This is a genomic window from Allostella sp. (assembly GCF_041913585.1).
Taxonomy (GTDB): domain Bacteria; phylum Pseudomonadota; class Alphaproteobacteria; order ATCC43930; family Allostellaceae; genus Allostella.
In genome coordinates this window covers 1-16,705 of record NZ_JAYSFE010000028.1, presented here as the reverse complement: position 1 = coordinate 16,705, position 16,705 = coordinate 1, and the positions used below count along the sequence as shown (strand labels likewise).

Genomic DNA, 16,705 nt, shown 5'->3' with positions numbered 1-16,705 from the left:
GTAATGGACGACAGGCCGGCCCCGGTCCCCTTTCGCGGCGGCGGGTTCGAGCCGCGCCGGCTGCGGCTCGCGTCGCTGGCGTCGCTCGCGGGTCTCGTCCTGGCCTGGCAGGCGGCGTCGACGGGCGGGCTCGCCAATCCTCTCTTCCTGCCCTCGCCGGTCGCGGTCGCGGCCGCGCTCTGGGAGCTCGCCGAATCGGGCGCGCTCGCCCGGCATTTCGCGGCGTCGTTCGGGCGGGTCGCGGCGGGCTGGCTCGCCGGCACCGGGCTCGGGCTGGCGGCCGGGTTCGCGATCGGCATCCTCGCCGCCGCCCGCGCGGTCGGCATGCCGCTCGTGTCGGCGATCTTCCCGATCCCCAAGATCGCCGTGCTGCCGCTCTTCATCCTGTGGTTCGGCATCGGCGAGCCGTCGAAGGTGGCGACGATCGCCGCCGGCGTCTTCTTCCCGACGGTGATCGCCGCGGCCGGCGGGGTCGACCAGGTGCCGCGGTCGCTGATCCGCATGGGCCAGAGCTTCGGCCTGCCGGCCTGGGCGATCGTGCTGCGCATCGTCGTGCCGGGGGCGATGCCGACGGTGCTGGCCGGCTTCCGCATCACGGTCGCGATCGCCGTCATCCTGGTGGTCGCGGCCGAGATGATCGGCGCCGACGAGGGGCTCGGCGCCTTCGTCCTGATGGCGGGGAACCTGATGCGGACCGACCAGTTGCTGGCCGGGGTGGCGGTCCTGTCGCTGCTCGGCCTGGCAGGCGCCGGTCTGGTGTCCCTGGCCGAGCGCCTGCTGCTGCGCTGGCGCTGACGCCGCCGTGCCCTATGTTGCGTCGGGACAGGGGCTCCCCGATGGAGGTTCGACGCCGATGCGGCCTTCGCGACTCTCGACCATGTTCGCCGCGCTGGCGGCGTTCGTCTGGTCCTTCACCCCATTCGCGCTCAGCGGGCGCATCCTCAGCGACGGGAAGACGGGCATGACCGCCTACGACCACAGTTTCGAGGGCATCGACGGGCAGCCGATCGCCATGGCGGACTTCCGCGGCCGGCCGGTGCTGGTGGTGAACACCGCCTCCCAGTGCGGCTTCACGCCCCAGTACGACGATCTCCAGGCGCTGCATCGGCAGTACGGGCCGCGCGGGCTGGTCGTGCTCGGTGTTCCGTCCAACGATTTCGGCGCCCAGGAGCCCGGCACCAACCAGCAGATCCAGGCCTTCTGCGAGACCCGGTTCGGGGTCGAGTTCCCGATGACGGAGAAGCAGACGGTGGTCGGCGGCGGCGCCCATCCCTTCTTCCGCTGGATCGTCGCCGAGGCGGGCGAGGGCGCGGCGCCGCGCTGGAATTTCCACAAGTACCTGATCGACGGCGAGGGACGGCTCGTCGGCGCCTGGCCGTCGCGGGTGCGGCCGTCCGCTCCGGAGATTGCGGGCGAAATCGAAAAATTGTTGCCGCGCTGACACTTGGCCGGGCGCGCCCGGCGGGCACGGGTGCGCAACCGGGGCGTCAATAGACCCCTTGCAAATCCTGGCCGATCCCTTAAATCGGCTCGCAATCGACGGGCACCCCACCCGATGCGGGTGGGACGGGGGTGCCTTATGCGCCGTCGCGTTCGCCGGCGGCGCTTCCGGGCGAACAGGATGGGACGGGCCATGGTCGAGCAGGCAAGTGCGGCCCCCGCGACGCAGTCGGGTGGCGAGGCGATGATCTCGATTCGCGGCCTGAGCAAGCATTTCGGCAACATCGTCGCGGTCGACGACGTCAGCTTCGCGGTCGGGCGCGGCGAGGTGCTGGGCTTTCTCGGGCCCAACGGTGCCGGCAAGTCGACGACGATGAAGATGGCGACCGGGTTCCTGGCGCCGACGGCCGGCACCGCCACCATCTGCGGCTTCGAGATCCAGGACCGCCCGCTGGAGGCCAAGCGCCACATCGGCTATCTGCCCGAGGGCGCGCCCGCCTATCCCGACATGACGCCGGCGGGCTTCCTCGATTTTTGCGCCGCCATCCGCGGCATCTCCGGTTCGGCGCGGAAGCGGCGGGTCGGGGAGGTCGTCGACCGCATCGACCTCGGCGAGGTGCTGCACCAGCCGATCGACACGCTGTCCAAGGGGTTCAAGCGCCGGGTCGGCCTCGCCCAGGCGCTGGTCCACGATCCCGACGTGCTGATCCTCGACGAGCCGACGGACGGGCTCGATCCCAACCAGAAGCACGAGGTGCGCGCCCTCATCCAGGAACTGTCGGCGCGCAAGGCGATCGTCATCTCGACCCACATCCTGGAAGAGGTCCATGCCGTGTGCTCGCGGGCGATCGTCATCGCCCGCGGCCGCATCGTCGCCGACGACACCCCGCACGGGCTGGAGGCGCGCTCGCGCCACTACAATGCCGTCGCGGTGACGATCCCGGCGCCGATGCACGAGGCGGCGCGGGCCGAACTGGTGCGCCACCCCAAGGTCGCCGCCGTCGAGGTCGGGCCGGTCGTCAACGGCGCGGCGACCCTGCTGGTGATCCCCAAGAACGGCGCCGACATCGTCGGCGACGTCGGCGGCACCCTGCGCGCCCGGCAATGGCCGTTCGACCAGATCCGCGTCGAGCCGGGCCGGCTCGACGACGTGTTCCGCATCCTGACCCTGCCGCAAGTCTGAGGAGCCCCGCCCGATGCGCACGACCTGGGTGGTCTTCCGGCGCGAACTGGGGAGCTATTTCGCGACCCCCGTCGCCTACGTCTTCATCGTCATCTTCCTCGCCCTGGCGGGGGCGCTCACCTTCTTCCTCGGCAATTTCTTCGACCGCGGCCAGGCGGACCTGCAGCCCTTCTTCATGTTCCATCCCTGGCTCTACCTGTTCCTGATCCCGGCGATCGCCATGCGGATGTGGGCGGAGGAGCGCAAGACCGGGACGATCGAGCTCTTCCTCACCCTGCCGGTCTCCATCCCCTCGGCGGTGATCGGCAAGTTCCTGGCCGCCTGGGCCTTCTGCGGCATCGCCCTCGCGCTCACCTTCCCGGTCTGGCTGACGGTGCGCTGGCTGGGCCAGCCCGACGACGGCGTGATCCTGGCGAGCTACGTCGGCAGCTTCCTGATGGCGGGCGCCTTCCTCGCCATCGGCGCCTGCATGTCGGCGATGACCCGCAACCAGGTGATCGCCTTCGTGCTGGGGGCGGTCGTCTGCTTCCTCTTCACCGTGTCCGGCTCGCCCATCGTCATCAGCTTCTTCTCGGGCTGGGCGCCGCAGGCGGTCATCGACACGATCGCCTCCTTCAGCTTCCTCACCCATTTCAGCGCCATCGTTCGCGGCGTCATCGACCTGCGCGACGTGATCTTCTTCGGTTCGGCGATCGCCCTCTTCCTCTTCGCGAACGTCGTCCTCGTCGACCTGGCGAAGAGCCGATAGGTGGCCGCGATGAACGCTCCCTTCCGCCGCAACCACGCCTTCTATTCGCTGGTCGCGCTGGCGGCCGCCGCGGTCCTCTTCGTCGCCGTCAACATCCTGGCCGGGTCCTGGACCAAGCGCCTCGACCTGACCGAGCAGCGGCTCTACACGCTGTCGCCCGGCTCGCGGTCGGTGCTCGGCCAGATCGACGAGCCGATCACCGTCCGCTTCTACTATTCCGACCGGCTGGGCCGCGAGGTGCCGGCCTACGGCACCTACGCGACCCGGGTGCGCGAACTGCTGGACGAGTATTCGGCCCTCTCCGGCGGCAAGATCCGGGTCGAGCAGCTGAACCCGCTGCCCTTCTCGGACGAGGAGGACCGCGCGGTCGCCTTCGGCCTGCAGGGGGTGCCGATCACCCAGGGCGGCGAGCAGGTCTATTTCGGCCTGGCGGCGACCAACTCGACCGACGACGAGCAGGTCATTCCGTTCCTTCAGCCGGAGCGCGAGCGCTTCCTCGAGTACGACCTGACCAAGCTCGTCTACAACCTCGCCAATCCGAAGAAGAAGGTGGTCGCGCTCATCAGCGACCTGCCGCTCGAGGGCGACGTGATGGCGATGCGGATGACCGGCCGGCCGCCGCAGCCCTGGGCGATCATGGAGCAGCTCCGCGCCTTCTTCGAGATGCGGCAGCTCGGCGGCGAGGTGTCGGAGATCGGCGACGACGTGGCGGTCGTCATGGTCGTCCATCCGAAGAACCTGAACGCCCAGACCCAGTACGCCATCGACCAGTTCGTGCTGAAGGGCGGCCGGGCCATCGTCTTCGTCGACCCGAACTCCGAGGCCGAGCGGTCGCGGCCGAACCCGATGCGCGGGCCGGTCGAGGATGCCTCCTCCAGCCTCGATCCGCTGATGAAGGCGTGGGGCGTGGAGGTCGTGAAGGGCAGGGTTCTGGGCGACCGGCTCTCGGCGCGCAAGGTCAACGCCGGCGGGTCGAGCCGCATCCAGGCGGTCGACTACGTCGCCTGGCTGACGCTCCGGCCATCCAATTTCGACACGTCCGACCCGGTGACGGCGGACCTCAACCTCGTCAACGTCGCCTCGACCGGCATCGTCCGCAAGGCCGAGGGCGGCACGACCGAGATCAAGCCGCTCATCCATTCGAGCCCGGCCTCGATGGAGATCGACGCCGCCGAGTTCGCGGCGCCGGTGCCGGACGTGCTGGGCCTCCTCAACCGCTTCCAGTCGCAGAACAAGGCGGAGACGATCGCCGCCCGCGTCCAGGGGCCGGTCAAGACCGCCTTCCCCGACGGGCCGCCGAAGAAGGAGCCGCCCAAGCCCGCCTCCGACAGCGAGGAGGACAAGAAGAAGGCCGAGGAGGAGGCGAAGAAGATCGAGGCCGACCACGCCAAGGCGATGGAGAGGCACGTCGCCCAGTCGAAGCAGCCGGTCAACCTCATCGTCGTCGCCGACACCGACATCCTGGACGACCGGTTCTGGGTCAACAGCCAGGACTTCTTCGGCCAGCGCATGCAGGTGCCGACGGCCAACAACGCCGACTTCGTCGCCAACGCGATCGAGAACCTGACCGGCTCCAACGACCTGATCGGCCTGCGCTCGCGCGGCACCTCGTCGCGGCCGTTCGAGCGGGTGCAGGTGCTCCAGCGCGACGCCGAGCAGCAGTTCCGCGCCAAGGAAAAGGAGCTGCAGGACAAGCTGAAGGACGTCGAGAAGAAGCTGGCCGACATCCGCAACCAGGGTCAGGGCCAGGGTGCCCAGGCGATCCTGACACCGGAGCAGCAGCGCTCGATCGACCAGTTCCGCACCGAGATGGTGGCGACCCGCAAGGAACTGCGGGACGTCCAGCTCGCGCTCCGCAAGGACATCGACCGGCTGCAGTCGGTGGTGCAGTTCGTCAATATCGGGCTGATCCCGATCGTCGTCGCGGCCTTCGCGATCCTGCTCGGCCTCTGGCGGCGCAGCCGCCGCCGCCGCGGCCGGTCGCGCACCGCCGCCGCCCGCGCCTGACAGGAGAGGACGGAGATGCGCAAGACGACCTTCGTGTTGCTGATCGCCGCCGCCGCCGCGGCCACCGCGGGCGTCGCCTACCAGGTGGTGCGCCCCGGCGAGGCCGTGGTCTCGGCGCGCAGCGGCGAAGTCTTCCTGCCGGAACTGCAGCGCCGCGCCAACGACGTCCGCGAGTTGGTGCTGACCCGCAGCAGCGGCACGGCCACCCTGAAGCAGCAGGGCGACCGCTGGATCTTCGTCGAGAAGGGCGACTACCCGGCGAACGGCGAGCAGGTGCGCCGCGTCCTGGTCGAGCTGGCCGACCTTCGCCTCGTCGAGGCCAAGACGCGGAAGGCGGAACTCTATCCGCGCCTCCAGGTCGAGGACGTGACGGAGAAGGATTCGCGGTCGACCCTGATGACGGTGAAGGACGGGCAGGGCGCGGTCATCGCCGACGTGGTGATCGGCCGCCGCCGCATCGACCGGCTGGGCGGCGGCCGCGACTCCCTCTACGTCCGCCGCAAGGGCTCCGAGCAGGCGTGGCTCGCCGCCGGCAACGTCGACATCACGGGCGAGTTCCAGCGCTTCCTGGTGCGGCCGCTGATCGACATCAAGCCCGAGCGCATCGCCGAGGTGGCGACGATCCAGGGCGACGGGACCCGGCTCGTCATCGGCCGGGCCAAGGCCGAGGACGCGATGGCGGTGGTCGACCTGCCCGCGGGCAAGGCGGTGACGGAGAAGGACAAGGTCGAGAAGGCCGCCTCGGCCCTGGCCGGCATCGACCTCGACGACGTGCGCAAGCGCGGCGAGGCCGACATCCCCGACAATGCCGTCAAGGCCGAGATCCGTACCTTCGACGGGCTGGTGGTCAAGGTCGCGACGCACGAGACGAACTACCGCGCCTGGGCCCGCTTCACGGTCGAGACGACGCCCGAGGCCGGCGACGCGGCGAAGAAGGAGGCGGCCGCCCTCAAGGCGCGGCTCGAGCCCTACGACTTCGAGCTCCTGGGCTACAAGACCGCGCCCTTCACGACGAAGCTGGCCGACCTCGTCGGCGAAAGCTGAGGCGCCGTCCCTCTTACCGCGAACTTGTCCCGGGACAAGTTCGCGGTTTTCGGGACAATCCGGACCTGATAGCTTCCCGGCCCATGCTGTCGGGCCTGCATTCCTCCGTCTTCGCCGCCGTCGCCGCCGCGACGGACGGGCGACGTCGAGGTGGCGCGCTCGATTGACAGGTTCCGGCCCAACCCCGATATTCTTCGCTTTTCCGGGCCGCAAGTGCGGCCCGGTTCGATTTGGGGTTGGCCGATCTCCGCACCGCCAGGAGGACAGCCGATGATTTCGCCCGTGATGCCCACCTACGCCCGTGTCGACCTCGCCTTCGAGCGCGGCGACGGCGCCTATCTCTACGCGACCGACGGGCGACGCTTCCTCGACTTCTGCAGCGGCATCGCGGTCACCTGCCTCGGGCACAACCATCCGCACCTCCAGCAGGCGCTGATCGAGCAGGCGCAGAAGGTCTGGCACGTCTCCAACCTGTGGCGGATCCCGCAGGGCGAGCGGCTCGCCGAGCGGCTCGTCGCCAGGACCTTCGCCGACACCATGTTCTTCACCAACTCGGGCGCCGAGGCGAACGAGTGCGCGATCAAGCTGGTGCGCAAGTACCATGACGAGACCGGCAACCCCGGTCGCTTCCGCATCATCACCGCCGAGGCGGCCTTCCACGGCCGCACCATGACGACGATCGCGGCGACCGGCGGCTACAAGTACACCAAGGGCTTCGAGCCGATTCCCGAGGGCTTCGACCACGTCGCCTTCGCCAACACCAACGAGATGCGGGCGGCGATCCGCGACGACACCGCGGCCATCCTGGTCGAGCCGGTGCAGGGCGAGGGCGGCATCCGCCCGGCCACGGTCGAGTACCTGCGCGAACTGCGCGCCATCTGCGACGAGTTCGGCCTGCTCCTCGTCTTCGACGAGGTCCAGTGCGGCATCGGCCGGACCGGCAAGCTCTTCGCCCACGAATGGGCCGGGATCACGCCCGACGTCATGACCATCGCCAAGGGCATCGGCGGCGGTTTCCCGATGGGCGCCTGCCTTGCCACCGAGAAGGCGGCGGTCGGGCTGACCGCCGGCACCCACGGCTCGACCTTCGGCGGCAACCCGCTGGCGATGGCGGTCGGCAACGCCGTGCTCGACGTCGTCCTCTCGGACGGCTTCCTGGAGCGGGTCGAGCGGATGGGCGGCGTGCTGCGCAACCGCCTCGCCGACGTCGTGGCGAAATATCCCAAGGTCGTCGCCGAGGTCCGCGGCGCCGGGCTGATGCTCGGCCTGCGCTGCGAGGTCCCGGGCGGCGACTTCGGAACCAAGCTGCGGGAGAACGGCCTGCTCACGGTCGGCGCCGGCGAGAACGTCGTGCGGCTCCTGCCGCCGCTCATCATCGGAGAGGGGGAAATCGACGAGGCCGTGGCCATCGTCGAGAAGACATGCCGCGAATGGACACACTGACGACGGCGCCGCCGCGCCACTTCCTCGACCTCGACCGGATCGACGGGGACACCCTCCGCCGCATCCTCGACCAGGGTGCCGCCTACAAGCGCGGCGGCACCCACGCCGCCTCGGCCCGGCCGCTCGCCGGCAAGACACTGGCGATGATCTTCGAGAAGCCGTCGACGCGCACCCGCGTCTCCTTCGAGGTCGGGATGCGCCAGCTCGGCGGCGAGGTCGTGATCCTGTCGGCCGCCGAGATGCAGCTCGGCCGCGGCGAGACGGTGGCCGACACCGCGCGCGTGCTGTCGCGCTATGTCGATGCGATCATGATCCGCACCACCGCGCCCGAGAAGCTCAAGGAGCTGGCGGAGGCGGCGACGGTGCCGGTCATCAACGGCCTGACGGACGGCAGCCATCCCTGCCAGATCATGGCCGACATCATGACCTTCGAGGAGAAGAAGGGGCCGATCCGCGGCCGGGTCATCGCCTGGAGCGGCGACGGCAACAACGTCGCCGCGTCCTGGATCCATGCCGCCGTGCGCTTCGGCTTCGAGCTGCGGATCGCCAGCCCCAGGGAGCTGCAGCCCTCGCCCGAGCTGCTCGACTGGGCCCGCCGGGCGGGGGGCAAGGTCGCGGTCGTCGACGATCCCTATGCCGCCGTCGCCGGGGCCGACTGCGTCGTCACCGACGCCTGGGTGTCGATGGGCGACAAGGATGCCGGCAGCCGCCACAACCTGCTGAAGCCCTACCAGGTCGACCAGCGACTGATGGAAGCGGCCGGCCGCGACGCCATCTTCATGCATTGCCTGCCCGCCCATCGCGGCGAGGAGGTGACGGCAGAGGTCATCGACGGGCCGCAGTCGGTCGTCTTCGACGAGGCGGAGAACCGCCTGCACGCGCAGAAGGGCATCCTCGCCTGGTGCCTGGAGTGAGTGCGGACGACACCCCGGCGGCGATCGCGGCCGACGACCTGGTCCAGCCCTTCCAGGTCGAGCCGCACCGCCTCCGGGGCCGCCTGGTCCGGCTCGGGCCGGCGCTCGACGCCATCCTCGGCCGCCACGACTACCCGGCGGAGGTGGCGGTGCAGCTCGGCGAGCTCGTCGTCCTGACGGCGACGATCGCCACCATGCTGAAATTCGACGGGATCCTGACCCTGCAGACCCGGACCGACGGCCCGGTCAAGCTGCTGGTCGCCGACTACGTGGCCGCCACCCGGGCGGTGCGCGGCTATGCCCAGTTCGACGGCGACCGGCTGGCGGCGATGGTGGCGGCGGGCGCCTCGCCGGCCCGCCTGCTCGGCACCGGGCATCTCGCCTTCACGATCGACCAGGGGCCCGACACCGAACGCTACCAGGGCATCGTCGAACTGGTCGGCACCAGCCTCGTCGACGCGGTCCACCACTATTTCCGCCAGTCCGAGCAGATCGAGACCGGCATCCGCGTCGCCGTCGCCCGCACCGCCGGCGGCTGGCGGGGGGGTGCCGTCATGGTCCAGCGCCTGCCCGAGCAGGATCGCGGCTGGCAGGACGAGGAGGCGCGGGAGGACCAGTTCCGGCACGTCATGAGCCTGATCGGCACCTGCCGCAACGACGAGCTGACGAGCCCCGACCTCGCGCCGGAAGCGCTGCTCTTCCGTCTCTTCCACGAGGAGGGCGTGCGGGTGTTTGCGCCGGGCCCGGTGCGCGACGGCTGCCGCTGCAGCGAGGAGCGCGTGCGGTCGATCCTGGCCAGCCTGCCCGAGGCCGACCGCGCCGACCTCGTCGTCGACGGCGCGATCGAGGTGCGCTGCGAGTTCTGCGCCCGTCTCTACCGCATCGATCCGGCCCGCCTCGCGGACGGTCCGCCGGCGTTCTGACGGACGGCGGGCGCCGGGCCGGCTTCGGCCCGGGCCAGCCGCCGCGACCGCGCCGCCGTCAGGCGGCCGCGCGGTCGGCGAGGCGGCGCTGGAAGGCCTCGCCCGCCTGCATCTGGGCGCGGCTGATGAACTCGTCGGGCTGGTGCGCCTCCAGGATGCTGCCGGGTCCGCAGACGACGGTCGGGAGGCCGGCGCGCTGGAAGTGGCCGGCCTCGGTGCCGAAGGAGACGACGACCGTGCCGTTGTTGCCGCTCAGCGACTTCGCCATCTCCTCGGCCGGCGAATCCTGCTGCGGCGCCAGCGCCGGAAGGACGTTGATCTCGGTGGTCTCGACCTTGGCGTCGGCGTACTCGCGCCGCATCCGGGGCAGGATCTCGTTGGCGACGAAATCGTCGAACCGCGCCTTGATCGCCGCCGGGTCGTCGGTCGGCAGGCCGCGGAAGTTCCAGCCGAAGCGGCACTGGCGCGGGATGATGTTGCCGGCGGTGCCGCCGGTGATCGTGCCGATGTTGAAGGTCGTGTAGGGCGGCACGAAGAGGCAGGCCGGATCGGCGTTGTCGCGCATCTCTTTGGCCATGCCGTAGATGAAGCGGACGATCTCGGCCGCGTACTCGATGGCCGAGCAGGCAATCTGCGGCTGGCTCGAATGGGCGTCCTTGCCGGTCACCGTCGTGACGAAGGAATGGACCCCCTTGTGGGCGTTGGCGACCTTCATCTCGGTCGGTTCGCCGACGATCACGAGCTGCGGCCTGGGCAGCAGCTCCTTCAGCTGCGGCAGCAGGCGGCGGACGCCGTAGCAGCCGACCTCCTCGTCGTAGGTGAGGGCGAGGTGGATCGGCCGCTTCGTCGCCTTGGCCTTGAACTCGGGCACCATCGCCAGCGCGATGGCGATGAAGCCCTTCATGTCGCAGGTGCCGCGCCCGTAGAGGCGGCCGTCGCGCTCGGCCAGGGCGAAGGGATCGCTCGTCCAGGGCTGGCCCTCGACCGGAACGACGTCGGTGTGGCCGGAGAGCACGTAGCCGCCCTCGACCGCGGGCCCGATCGTCGCCAGCAGGTTGGCCTTCCGGCCGTCGTCGTCGAAGGTCAGGTGGGAGGCGATGCCGTGGCCCTCCAGGTACTCGCGGACATAGTCGATCAGCGCCAGGTTGGAGAGCGACGAGGTCGTGTCGAACGCGATCAGTCGGCGCAGCATCTCTTCGGGGGAAACGACCTCGGCAGGCATCGCGGAAGCTCCAGCGGTGAAAGGGTGTGTGGCGCAGTGGACCGGGAAGGCGCGCCTTCCGCAAGCCCTCAGTCGCGCCAGAAGGCGGGGGTGAAGAGGACGAACACGGTGAGCAGCTCGAGCCGGCCGAGCAGCATCCCGAACGAGAGGATCCACAGGGCGCCGTCGGGGATGGTGCTGAAGTTGCCGGCCGGGCCGATGACCTCGCCGAGACCGGGGCCGACATTGCCGAGCGCCGTCGCCGCGCCCGACAGCGCCGTCACCAGGTCGAGGCCGAAGAGGCCGAGGCCGAGGGAGATCAGCCCGAACGACATGCCGTAGAGCGTCAGGAAGGCCAGCACCGAGAAGACGATCGGCTCCGCCACCGCCTTGCCGTTGAAGAGCGGCAGGATGACCCGGTGCGGCTGCATCAGGCGGTCGATCTGGACCTTGGCGACGCTGTAGAAGACCTGGAGCCGGAAGATCTTGATGCCGCCCGAGGTCGACCCGGTCATGCCGCCGAGGAAGGTCAGGAAGAAGATGCACGCGACCGGGAATGCGCCCCAGAGGCTGTAATCCTCGGTGGCGAAGCCGGTGGTGGTCAGGATGGAGGCGACCGTGAAGGCCGAGACGCGGATGGCGTCGAGCGGCAGGGCGCCGTTGACCACGACCTGCCAGAGGGCGATCGCGGCCGAGAACGCGAGGAAGATGCCGAAATACCAGTGGAGCTGGGTGTCCAGGCGGAGCGGCCGGAAGTCGCCGCGGGCGAAGCGGATGAAGAGCGACAGGGTGGTCCCGCCGAGCAGCATGAAGACGGTGATGACGACCTCGACCGCCGGGCTGCGGAACTGGCCCACCGAGGCGTCGTAGGTGCTGAACCCCCCCGTCGAGATGGTCGCGAGCGTGTGGCAGAGGGCGTCGAAGAAGTGCATGCCGACGGCCCACAGGAGGGCGAGGCAGACCCCGACCAGGACGAAATAGACGACGACGATGGCGCTCGCCATCTGCGACACCCGCGGCAGGAGCTTGTCCGAGCGGTCGGAGGATTCCGTCCGGAAGAGCTGCATCCCGCCGATGCGCAGGAAGGGCAGGATGGCGACCGCCATGACGACGATGCCGACGCCGCCCAGCATGTGCAGGAGGGCCCGCCAGAGCAGGATGCCGCGCGGCATGCGGTCGAGGCCGACGATGACGGTGGAGCCCGTCGTGGTCAGCCCGGACATGGCCTCGAAATAGGCGGCCGAATAGCTGAGGCGGCTGGCGCCGAAGACGAAGGGCAGGGCGGCGAACCCGCAGATCAGCACCCAGGAGGCGCCGGTCAGCACGAAGGTCTGCCGGACGGTGAGGTCGACCCGCCGCTCCGGCTGGCAGGCCAGCATGAGGCCGCCGCCGACGAAGAGCGTGGCCGCCGCCGAGGCGGCGAACGCCCGCCAGCCGTCGCTGCCGTCGGCCCAGTCGAGCAGGGCGGGCAGCGTCATCGCCGCCGCGACGATGCCGAGCAGCAGGCCGATGATGTGCAGGACCGGGCGTAGCGCCGGCATGCGATCGCGCCCCGCCCGATCGCGCGCGGCGGCTCAGACGTAGACCATGCCGGCCGGTCCGCCGACGCCGATGAAGGCCAGGAACTCGCGCCGCGTGGCGGCGTCGTCGCGGAAGGCACCCAGCATCCGGCTCGTCACCATCGTGGTGCCGGGCTTGTGGACGCCGCGTGTCGTCATGCACTGGTGCGAGGCCTCGATCACCACCGCGACCCCGAACGGCTGGAGGACCTCGTCGATCGCGTTGGCGATCTGGGCGGTCATCTTCTCCTGGATCTGCAGGCGGCGGGCATAGATGTCGACGACCCGGGCGAGCTTGCTGATGCCGACGACGCGCGTCTTCGGCAGGTAGGCGACGTGGGCCTTGCCGATGATCGGCGCCAGGTGATGCTCGCAATGGCTCTCGAAGCGGATGTCGCGCAGCACGACCATCTCGTCGTAGCCCTCGACCTCCTCGAAGGTGCGCTGCAGCACCTCGACGGGGTCGAGCTTGTAGCCGCCGAAGAAGTCCGCGAAGGAGCGGGCGACGCGGGCCGGGGTGTCCGCCAGCCCCTCGCGCTCCGGTCGGTCGCCGGCCCATCGGATCAGCGTGCGGACGGCGGCCTCCGCCTCCGCCTGCGTCGGCCGGTCGGGTGTGGCGTCCTGGCGATCCTCGGTCGTCATCTTGCCTCTTTGTCGTTGTTGACCCGGCCCGGCCTCAGTTGAGGCGGACCGGCTGGTGGGGGCTGTCGAGGGAGAAGGCGGGAATCCGGACGTCGAACATGCGGCCGCCGGGCCCCTCCATCTGATAGCTGCCGACCATGATGCCGGACGGCGTCGGGAGCGGCGTGCCGCTCGTATACTCGAACGACTTGCCCGGTTCCAGGACCGGCTGCTCGCCGACGACGCCGGGGCCGCGCACCTCCTGCACCCGGCCCAGCGCGTCGGTGATGCGCCAGTGGCGCGTGCGGAGCTGGACCTTCTCGCTGCCCGTGTTCTCGATCTTCACGTGATAGGCCCAGACATAGTGGTTCTCGGCCGGCGAGGACTGATCCTCGAGGTAGAAAGGCTTCACCGTGACGCGGATGGCGTGGGTGGTTTCGCTGTACATGAGTGGAACCGCTGGGGCCGATCGTCGAGGGGAGGACACCCGCACTCACCCTCCGGCGGGTCGGGCGTCCGTTCGCTCCGCCGACTATCGACCGCCCGTCCGGGCTTGTCCAGCCGGGCCGCCGGGCGCCCGGAAAGCGGGGGCGGGAAACGAAAACGGCGCCGGCCGAAGCCGACGCCGTTCCCGATTGCCGATCGAGTTCCGCTACTGGATGCGGATCTCGGCGCGGCGGTTCTGCGGCTCGCGGACACCGTCCGGAGTCGGGACCCGCGGCTCGGACTCGCCGCGACCGGCGGTCGAGACCTGGCCGGCGGCGATGCCGCCACGAACCAGCGCGGCCTTGACCGAGTTGGCGCGGCGGACCGACAGGCCCTGGTTGTACTGCGGCGTGCCGGAGCGGTCGGTATGGCCGACGACGCTGACCGGGCCCGCCTTCTGGCGGTACGACGCGATCACCTGCTGGATGACGCGAGCGCCCTCAGCCGTGATGTTCGAACGGTCGAAGTCGAAGAAGACGATGAACTGCCGCGGAGCGGGCGGAGCCGCCGGGGCCGGAGCCGCCGCCGGAGCCGGACGCGCCTCGAGCTGCGCCAGCAGGGCATAGAAGTCCCGCTTGCACTTCTCGATGCAGTCGATCTGCCAGCCTTCCTCCTGCTCCTCGACCCAGCAGTCGTAGGCGAGCTGGGCGCCGGCCGCGACGCGCGGCAGCCGCTGACGGCCACCGGCATCCAGCGCCGCGATGAGGCGGGCGCGGGCCGACTGGAACTCCGGCATCATGCTGGCGGGCAGGGCGTAGTTCGCCGGGTCTTCCGGCAGCACCACCTGGCCCTGGCCGGCGGACAGGCCCTTCCGCGCGTACATGTACGCGTCGGACCAGTCACGGAGGCCTTCCTCCTGGATGGCAAGCGCGCGGTAACCGCTGGCGAGCGCCTGGGTGAATTCGGTGCCCCCGGTCTGCGTCATGCCGCGGACCGAGTCGATCTCGGTCGTGCCGCAGGCGGCCGCCATGAGGCCGACAGCGAACACTGCCCCTAGCTTCATCGATCGCATGAAGAAAAACCTCCTTGTCGTTTCAGCCCACACCGCGGCTCAACCTGTCGATACCGCGGCGCCGGGCGCGCCCCACGAACCACCGATGCTGCGACCATCGGACGGCGACAAGCCCTCCGATGCCCCTCGACCATGAATTCTAAGGTCACGCCAGACCCTGGCAACCTCAAAATCCACGACCCCCGCCGGCAGTACCCCGCGTGCGCACCCCCCGTGACACCAGCCACACACATCGGCGCGGCGGCGCGCCACGCCGACGGCATCGTGTTAATCTATAGTCGAATCTTCCGCACCCCGGCAGTCCTCTCGACCATCTGCCCCGCTCTTCCGCGATTCCCTGGCGACCATGTGGCGATACTGCAACAGATGCGGCATCGGAAACACGGGCGTTCGGAGCATCGACGCCGTCAACGCGCCAGCGGGCGTCCGCGATCCGGCGGCGGCGAGGAATTCTGCGGCGGACCGATTCGCCCCACCGCGGCCGTCGCCGCGGCGGCCAGCCCGAGGGCCGCCAGCCACCAGTTCTGCCAGGCGCCGTAGCTCAGCATCGCCACCACCAGGCCGGAGGCGACCTGGGCCAGCCCGGCGGCGCGGGCGGCCGGGGTCGGCAGGCGGCGGGCGGCGCCGGCGAGGAGGGCGACCGCCGCCGCCCCGGCCAGGGCGCCGGGCAGCCCCAGTTCCAGCCACCAGTGGAGGGCGGCATTGTGCGGATGCAGCGGCATCTGCATCGCCCCCGAGCCGGCGTCGAGGATGCGCTCGCCGCCCGGGAACACGCGCGAGACGTTGAAGCCCCAGCCCGTCAGGGGGCGCTCGAGGATGCGCTCGGCCGCGAAGCGCCAGATCTCGAGCCGGTGCCGGCCGGAGAAGGGCAGCATCGTGTCGCCGTCGGCGAAGCCGCCGAGCAGCGGATAGGCGACGTGCAGCACGAGGAAGGGCGCGGCGAGGATGCCGATCGCGGCGCCGACGGCGACGAGCGCCGCGCTGCTCCGCGGCGCCGCCCATGCCGCGGCGAAGACGGCCGCACCCGCCAGCAGGGCGAGGAAGGCCGCCCGCCCGTCGAGGAGGCCGAGCGGCACGGCGACGGCCAGCGCCAGGACCGCGGCCGCACCCCGCCGGCCGTCGTCGGCCAGGACGGCGACCGCGGGCCACAGCAGCAGCACCAGGATGGTCGACCCGGCCTTGAGGGCCATCACCGGGTCGCTCTTGTTGCCGACCAGCGCCTTGACCGCGCCGCCGGTCGCCGCCTCGACGACCAGCAGGACGGCGGCGAGGGCGAAGCCCAGGACCAGCGCGCGGCCGGCCATGCGCGCATCCTCGGGCGCGAGCCCGGCGGCGACGGCGACCAGCAGGAGGCCGGTCGCGAGCAGGTAGGCGACCCGCGGCCACTGGTCGATGCCGGCGGCGGGGTCGATCGACCATGCGAGGCCGAGCGCCGCCCAGGCGAGGAGGCCGGCGAAGAGCGCCGCGAAGGGCAGCGACGGTCGTGGCCGCTGGCCCGCGAACCAGGCGAGGGCCGGCACCGCGATGCCGGCGGCCGCCAGGATCGGCGCCGCCGCGCGGTGGGCGTGGAGCGCCAGCACCGCGGTCAGGACGAGGGTCGCGGCAAGCGCCAGCGCCGGCAGACGTCCGCGTGCCGGCGTCATGTCGCGGGCCGTTCGGGTTCGGGAAAGCGCCGGCCGAGCCAGATCAGGATGCCGAGCGCGGGTAGTGCCGCCGCCGTGGTCGCGAGAAAGAAGGGGACCCAGCCGAGGACCTCGGAGAGCCAGCCGCCGCTCGCCGCGAGGTAGCTGCGCCCGACGCCGGCGAAGGCCGACAGCAGCGCATACTGGGTCGCCGCGAACTGCCGCGAGCACAGGTTGGAGATGTAGGCGACGAAGGCGGCCGTCCCCATGGCGCCGGTGAAGTTCTCGACCAGCGTGGTCAGCATCAGGACCGGAACGTCGTGCCCGGCCCAGACCTGGACGACGTAGGTCAGGTTCGAGACCGCCTGCAGGATGCCGCAGACCAGCAGGCTCCGGAACACGCCCCAGCGGTAGACGACGATTCCGGCCGCGGCGAGGCCGGCCAGCGTCGCGCCGACGCCGAACACCTTGGCGACGTTGGCGACCTCGATCTTGGAGAAGC

Annotated in this window: 16 protein-coding genes; 9 read left to right on the top strand and 7 right to left on the bottom strand. The window is 70.6% G+C overall.

The window, feature by feature from the left end:
• Nucleotides 1-3: 3 nt before the first annotated feature.
• The 9 genes from ACE3Q3_RS07615 to ACE3Q3_RS07575 all read left to right on the top strand — a co-directional run bounded on the left by ACE3Q3_RS07615 (nt 4) and on the right by ACE3Q3_RS07575 (nt 9,702).
• Nucleotides 4-795 (top strand): ABC transporter permease, encoded by a 792-nt coding sequence (locus ACE3Q3_RS07615; protein WP_374444150.1) that lies wholly within the window; start codon nt 4-6, stop codon nt 793-795.
• Between the two features lie 58 nt (nt 796-853).
• Nucleotides 854-1,441 carry a glutathione peroxidase gene (locus ACE3Q3_RS07610; RefSeq protein WP_374444147.1) on the top strand — a complete coding sequence of 196 codons (588 nt, stop codon included), beginning with the start codon at nt 854-856 and terminating at the stop codon, nt 1,439-1,441.
• Nucleotides 1,442-1,633: 192 nt separating this feature from the next.
• Nucleotides 1,634-2,623, top strand: coding sequence for an ABC transporter ATP-binding protein (locus ACE3Q3_RS07605; RefSeq protein WP_374444145.1), 990 nt, complete (start codon nt 1,634-1,636; stop codon nt 2,621-2,623).
• 13 nt (nt 2,624-2,636) lie between these two features.
• Nucleotides 2,637-3,371 (top strand): ABC transporter permease subunit, encoded by a 735-nt coding sequence (locus ACE3Q3_RS07600; RefSeq protein ID WP_374444143.1) that lies wholly within the window; start codon nt 2,637-2,639, stop codon nt 3,369-3,371.
• Between the two features lie 9 nt (nt 3,372-3,380).
• Nucleotides 3,381-5,378 (top strand): GldG family protein, encoded by a 1,998-nt coding sequence (locus ACE3Q3_RS07595; protein WP_374444142.1) that lies wholly within the window; start codon nt 3,381-3,383, stop codon nt 5,376-5,378.
• A 15-nt stretch (nt 5,379-5,393) separates the two neighbouring features.
• Nucleotides 5,394-6,422 carry a DUF4340 domain-containing protein gene (locus ACE3Q3_RS07590; protein ID WP_374444140.1) on the top strand — a complete coding sequence of 343 codons (1,029 nt, stop codon included), beginning with the start codon at nt 5,394-5,396 and terminating at the stop codon, nt 6,420-6,422.
• A 270-nt stretch (nt 6,423-6,692) separates the two neighbouring features.
• On the top strand, nt 6,693-7,865 hold the full coding sequence (locus ACE3Q3_RS07585) for an aspartate aminotransferase family protein (RefSeq protein ID WP_374444138.1): 1,173 nt from the start codon (nt 6,693-6,695) through the stop codon (nt 7,863-7,865).
• Nucleotides 7,853-8,779 carry an ornithine carbamoyltransferase gene (argF, locus tag ACE3Q3_RS07580; RefSeq protein ID WP_374444136.1) on the top strand — a complete coding sequence of 309 codons (927 nt, stop codon included), beginning with the start codon at nt 7,853-7,855 and terminating at the stop codon, nt 8,777-8,779. Before ACE3Q3_RS07585 ends, argF begins: the two co-directional genes overlap by 13 nt.
• Entirely contained in the window at nt 8,776-9,702 is a 927-nt protein-coding gene (locus tag ACE3Q3_RS07575; protein ID WP_374444134.1) for an Hsp33 family molecular chaperone, read from the top strand. Before argF ends, ACE3Q3_RS07575 begins: the two co-directional genes overlap by 4 nt.
• Nucleotides 9,703-9,760: 58 nt before the next feature.
• Here the strand turns inward: ACE3Q3_RS07575 and argE are convergent, their stop codons facing one another.
• The 7 genes from argE to ACE3Q3_RS07540 form a co-directional block, all read right to left on the bottom strand.
• Nucleotides 9,761-10,924: an acetylornithine deacetylase gene (gene argE / locus ACE3Q3_RS07570; protein ID WP_374444131.1), complete on the bottom strand. Its 1,164-nt coding sequence runs from the start codon at nt 10,922-10,924 to the stop codon at nt 9,761-9,763.
• 68 nt (nt 10,925-10,992) lie between these two features.
• A complete protein-coding gene (locus ACE3Q3_RS07565; protein WP_374444129.1) occupies nt 10,993-12,444 on the bottom strand; it encodes a TrkH family potassium uptake protein in 1,452 nt (483 codons plus the stop codon).
• A 33-nt stretch (nt 12,445-12,477) separates the two neighbouring features.
• Nucleotides 12,478-13,104, bottom strand: a complete 627-nt coding sequence (gene folE / locus ACE3Q3_RS07560; RefSeq protein ID WP_374444127.1) for a GTP cyclohydrolase I FolE — start codon at nt 13,102-13,104, stop codon at nt 12,478-12,480.
• Between the two features lie 34 nt (nt 13,105-13,138).
• Entirely contained in the window at nt 13,139-13,531 is a 393-nt protein-coding gene (gene apaG / locus ACE3Q3_RS07555) for a Co2+/Mg2+ efflux protein ApaG (RefSeq protein WP_374444125.1), read from the bottom strand.
• Between the two features lie 204 nt (nt 13,532-13,735).
• Nucleotides 13,736-14,557: an OmpA family protein gene (locus tag ACE3Q3_RS07550; protein WP_374444123.1), complete on the bottom strand. Its 822-nt coding sequence runs from the start codon at nt 14,555-14,557 to the stop codon at nt 13,736-13,738.
• A 431-nt stretch (nt 14,558-14,988) separates the two neighbouring features.
• Nucleotides 14,989-16,224 (bottom strand): O-antigen ligase family protein, encoded by a 1,236-nt coding sequence (locus ACE3Q3_RS07545; protein ID WP_374444121.1) that lies wholly within the window; start codon nt 16,222-16,224, stop codon nt 14,989-14,991.
• The coding region (locus ACE3Q3_RS07540) for an MFS transporter (protein ID WP_374444119.1) at nt 16,221-16,705 on the bottom strand (485 nt) is incomplete at its 5' end. The genes ACE3Q3_RS07540 and ACE3Q3_RS07545, both read right to left, overlap by 4 nt.

Bases quoted from the DNA above. Each gene is read 5' to 3' on its own strand.
- ACE3Q3_RS07615 (WP_374444150.1), top strand. From the start codon at position 4: ATGGACGACAGGCCGGCCCCGGTCCCCTTTCGCGGCGGCGGGTTCGAG.
- ACE3Q3_RS07610 (WP_374444147.1), top strand. From the start codon at position 854: ATGCGGCCTTCGCGACTCTCGACCATGTTCGCCGCGCTGGCGGCGTTC.
- ACE3Q3_RS07605 (WP_374444145.1), top strand. From the start codon at position 1,634: ATGGTCGAGCAGGCAAGTGCGGCCCCCGCGACGCAGTCGGGTGGCGAG.
- ACE3Q3_RS07600 (WP_374444143.1), top strand. From the start codon at position 2,637: ATGCGCACGACCTGGGTGGTCTTCCGGCGCGAACTGGGGAGCTATTTC.
- ACE3Q3_RS07595 (WP_374444142.1), top strand. From the start codon at position 3,381: ATGAACGCTCCCTTCCGCCGCAACCACGCCTTCTATTCGCTGGTCGCG.
- ACE3Q3_RS07590 (WP_374444140.1), top strand. From the start codon at position 5,394: ATGCGCAAGACGACCTTCGTGTTGCTGATCGCCGCCGCCGCCGCGGCC.
- ACE3Q3_RS07585 (WP_374444138.1), top strand. From the start codon at position 6,693: ATGATTTCGCCCGTGATGCCCACCTACGCCCGTGTCGACCTCGCCTTC.
- argF (WP_374444136.1), top strand. From the start codon at position 7,853: ATGGACACACTGACGACGGCGCCGCCGCGCCACTTCCTCGACCTCGAC.
- argE (WP_374444131.1), bottom strand. From the start codon at position 10,924: ATGCCTGCCGAGGTCGTTTCCCCCGAAGAGATGCTGCGCCGACTGATC.
- ACE3Q3_RS07565 (WP_374444129.1), bottom strand. From the start codon at position 12,444: ATGCCGGCGCTACGCCCGGTCCTGCACATCATCGGCCTGCTGCTCGGC.
- folE (WP_374444127.1), bottom strand. From the start codon at position 13,104: ATGACGACCGAGGATCGCCAGGACGCCACACCCGACCGGCCGACGCAG.
- apaG (WP_374444125.1), bottom strand. From the start codon at position 13,531: ATGTACAGCGAAACCACCCACGCCATCCGCGTCACGGTGAAGCCTTTC.
- ACE3Q3_RS07545 (WP_374444121.1), bottom strand. From the start codon at position 16,224: ATGACGCCGGCACGCGGACGTCTGCCGGCGCTGGCGCTTGCCGCGACC.